At 35.2% G+C, this 4,344-nt stretch carries 2 protein-coding genes; one reads left to right on the forward strand and one right to left on the reverse strand.

Annotation, left to right across the window (positions count from 1 at the left end):
- Positions 1–125 precede the first annotated feature (125 nt).
- Positions 126–1,160 (reverse strand): S66 peptidase family protein, encoded by a 1,035-nt coding sequence (locus ACP6PL_RS11820; protein WP_426545457.1) that lies wholly within the window; start codon positions 1,158–1,160, stop codon positions 126–128.
- Positions 1,161–1,445: 285 nt separating this feature from the next.
- Between ACP6PL_RS11820 and ACP6PL_RS11825 the strand changes: the two genes are divergently transcribed.
- The gene (locus tag ACP6PL_RS11825; protein WP_426545458.1) at positions 1,446–4,130 is read left to right on the forward strand and encodes an AAA-like domain-containing protein; all 2,685 of its coding nucleotides are present in this window, start codon (positions 1,446–1,448) and stop codon (positions 4,128–4,130) included.
- The last annotated feature ends 214 nt before the right edge of the window (positions 4,131–4,344 follow it).

Here is a 4,344-nt window from a genome sequence, read left to right on the forward strand (position 1 = left end):
TACATCGCTCTATTTGGCATACGCTATATATAGTGTCTTTGCGTAAGTCCTGATTATAACACAAATAATTACAATGAACTACCATTACAATATACCTTTATATCCTCTCTTCTTGCTCCTAACTCCTACAAAACAACAGCACTTTCCAACATTTTAATTGTACCGCGACTTGCATCAATTTCTACCTCTACTCCCAATGGCACTGTAAATTTATCCCGAATATGACCGATCGCCGTACCATACCAAGCCGGAATACCTAGAGGTTGAATAATATCTAATAAAACCTGCCATAAAGTTAACGTGGGAAAATCATCTTCCTCATCCAGACATCGAGTACATCTGGCAAACACAAAACCCTCCAACTGTTGCAAAATGCCAGCTAAACTCAAATGAGTCAACATTCGATCTATCCGATAAACATCCTCTCTGATATCCTCGACAAACAAAATTTTCCCTCGCCAGTCTGGCAAAAAATTCGACCCCACCATCGCCGTTAATACAGACAAATTTCCCCCCACCAGTCGCCCCCGCCCTTTTCCACTTGTAATAGTTTTCACAATATTCGGGGGAGGTTGCAAAGTCATCGCCTTTCCTTCAAACAGTATATCTTTGAGATAACCAACAGAAAATTTATTCCAGATAGATGTACCAAAGGGACCGTGAAATGTCACTACACCACTGCGAGCATATATCGCCAATAACAGAGCAGTAATATCACTATAACCTATGATGATTTTGGGATTTTTCCGAATTAAGTCATAGTCTAATAATGGCAAAATGCGACTACTACCCCAACCACCTGTGGTTGTCACCAATGCTTTTACGTCGTCATCCGCAAACATGGCATTAATATCTGCAGCGCGATCTATATCTTTACCTGCTAAATATCCATATCTATCTAGAGCGTGGGTGGCAAGTTTGACTTTTAATTTTTGTTGCCCTAAAACTAAATTGATGTATTTAAGTTCATGTTTGAAAATCATGCTAGCAGGGCTAACTACCCCTACAGTATCACCAACTTTAAGGCGGGGTGGTTTGAGGATGGGTAGAGGTGATACTGCTGACGCAAAATTTCGGGAAGGCTTTTTGGTAGCAGTAAGTTGGGTTGCCAATAAACTTAGACCTAAGAATTTTAAAAAGTAACGGCGATCGCTCATCATTAAAATACGAGTAAAAAAACATAAATTTATTGATTATATTCTATAGGAAAAAGCAGTGGAATTTTTGACCTCACGAGTATAGGAATTGCGATATAATACTTAACTTAAGATAGTAAATATAGCAATTCCCACAGTTATGAGGTACATTTACTATCCCCCTAAATCCCCCTTAAAAAGGGGGACTTTGAAGGCTCCTCCCTTTTTTAGTGGGGCAGGGGGGGATCTAAAACTGTACTTCTTATGTTAAAGAACTATTATAATGAAGTAATTTATTTCTCTTTTGAAATGTCTGAAAATAATTCTCTGATTAATCAAACTCTAAGACAACATTACAAAATTATCGAACAACTAGGTTGCGGGGGTGGGTTTGGAGAAACTTATATTGCTGAAGATATAGATATACCAGAAAATCCCAAACCTCGGTGTGTTGTTAAACGACTCAAACCGACAATTAAACATCAACAAGTCCAGAGGTTATTTCAACAAGAAGGTCAAATTCTTAACCGACTTGGGAAATACAATCAAATTCCTACTTTATATGCTTATTTTGCACATAATCAAGAATTTTATTTAGTTCAAGAACTAATAAGAGGTCACGACTTAAACGAAGAAATGAACCAAGCTTGGAGTGAAGCTAAAGTCAAAAAATTCTTGTCAGAAATTTTAGAAGTTTTGGCATTTGTACATCAAAATGGGGTGATTCATCGAGATATTAAACCAGGGAATATTATGCGACGTAACCGTGATGAAAAATTAATGTTAATTGACTTTGGTGCAGTTAAAGAAGTAAGTAATATAGTTGTTAATTCTCTGGGGCAATCTAGTAGTACAATTGCAGTGGGTACTCCTGGTTATATGCCTGTGGAACAAGCTCAAGGAAGACCACAATTTGCTAGCGATATTTATGCAGTTGGTATTACGGCAATTCAAGCTTTGACAGGAGTTACACCGAGGAATTTTATCCAAGATGAATTAGGGGAAATAGACCTGGAAAAATTAGCTCCTAATATAAGTGAAAATATGGCTAATTTTTTAACAAAAATGGTTAGGGTTAATTGGAAACAACGTTACTCTGATGCAGCAGTAGCTTTACGAGTTTTGCAGGGCAATATTGAGCCTATTTCTGGGATGTTTAATTGGATTTTGTTAAAGGCAACTATTGGTTTGGTTAGTCACGATATAAGTTGTGATTTTAATATTTTTCAAAGTAGTCTAGAATCTTTTATTAAGCGCCTCCGGGAAAATAACACTTCTGTCAATTATGAACTCTACAGAGTTACGAGTAAATCATTACTAAGAGCACAAGAGAAAATTGCTATTGAATATCGAAATCAGATAGGAGGTTCCTTTCCCACACTTATTCAATATTCACCATTTCACTCTCAGCAACAACGGGAAACTTTAGGTTGGGTTAATCAAAAATTATTTGAGTTAAGAAGTGAACTAAAAAATCTAAATCAAGCAGAATCTCTGACAAGTTTTACAGAAGATATAAGTTGTTTATTAATTCCTCTGCCTCCAGCAGATAAAATTCATAATTTATGTCAAAGATTTATCCAGGTATTACTTGAGGGAAATGAACCAGATGGATATTTAGAAAAACTTCAAGATAATGTGGATGGTTTATTAAATTTAGTGGCGATTAATTTTCTCCAAGAAATGCAGCAAAATCAGTTGGTAAAAGAAGTTTTTGAGTCTGATTTTTTAGGGATAATTAATCAACAACTACCATCCGCTAAATTAACCTTAGAAGATTTAGAGAATTCTCTGCGGAAAGTTAGACTAGAATTAACTGAGTTTAGCAAGCAGCAGGAACAATGCAAAACAATCATAATATCACCACCTATTAATTGCGAGGTTACACAACCAGGCAATTCACAAATCAATAATCAACATCTTGATTTTTCCTCTAATAACTTAGTTTCTCAACAATACCAAAACTCAAATCAACAAGAGTTACTATTAGATACCCCCTCTGGTCAAGTAGCACTTAATTCTCCCTTTTATATAGAGCGGTATCCCATAGAGTCAGAGTGTTATGAAACTATTCTAAATCCAGGAGCATTAATTCGAGTTAAAGCACCTCGACAAATGGGAAAAACCTCTTTAATGAGTCGAATTTTGAATTATGCTCAACAGCAAGGATATCGGAAAGCTTGTTTAAATTTTCAGTCAGCAGATGAAGAGTTTCTGACTAATCTCGATTTATTTTTACAGTGGTTTTGTGCCAGTATTACTAATGAACTTAGTCTCGAAGAAAAATTGTCTGAATATTGGCAAGGAGTATTAGGAAGTAAAAACAAATGTACAAATTATTTTCAAAGATATCTACTGTCAGAAATTTCTACTCCTGTAGCTTTAGGCTTAGATGAAGTAGACCAAGTTTTTCAACATCCAGAAATTGCAACTTCCTTTTTTGCCTTGCTCAGAACTTGGCATGAACGGGGTAAAAATGAGGCAGTCTGGCAAAAGTTAAGGTTAGTAATTGTACATTCTAAAGAAGTGTATATTCCCCTAAATATTAATCAGTCACCTTTTAATGTTGGTTTACCTATAGAATTACGAGAACTTAACTCCGCAGAAGTAGAAAATTTGGTAAAATTACATCATTTAGAATGGTCTTCAGAACAGATAAAAGAATTAATGGCAATGGTAGGAGGACATCCTTATTTAGTCCGTCAAGCTTTGTATTATATTGCCCGTAAAAGAATAACTCTAGAAAAACTATTACAGGTCGCTCCTACAGAAGAAGGACCCTATTCTGACCACCTCCGTCGCCACTTAAATAATCTTGAAGAAAACCTGGAGTTATTAATAGCAATTAAACAAATTCTTGCTGTAGACTACCCCTTACCTATAGGTACAAAAGAAGGTTTTAAATTACGCAGTATGGGATTAGTAAAATTTCAAGGTAATTCAGTCATGCCTTTATGTGAATTATATCGGAGATATTTTAGCGATCGCCTGTGAAGCTCAATTAGAAAATCTTAAATTTGCATTTTATCCTGTTTGAAGTCTGTAAATAATGTATTGACCAAGTAATTATTTACTACAAATAGAGGTTAAATTATATTAGATAAATCATCAAATGGTATGAGACAACATTTATAAATCATTTTTATCAAAATAATATCATGTCCGCTGGTATCGTTTGTGTAAAAGTTAGGGTAAATATCTACAGGAA

The sequence above is a fragment of the Dapis purpurea BLCC-M126 genome (genome assembly GCF_050015975.1).
Lineage (GTDB): Bacteria > Cyanobacteriota > Cyanobacteriia > Cyanobacteriales > Microcoleaceae > Trichodesmium.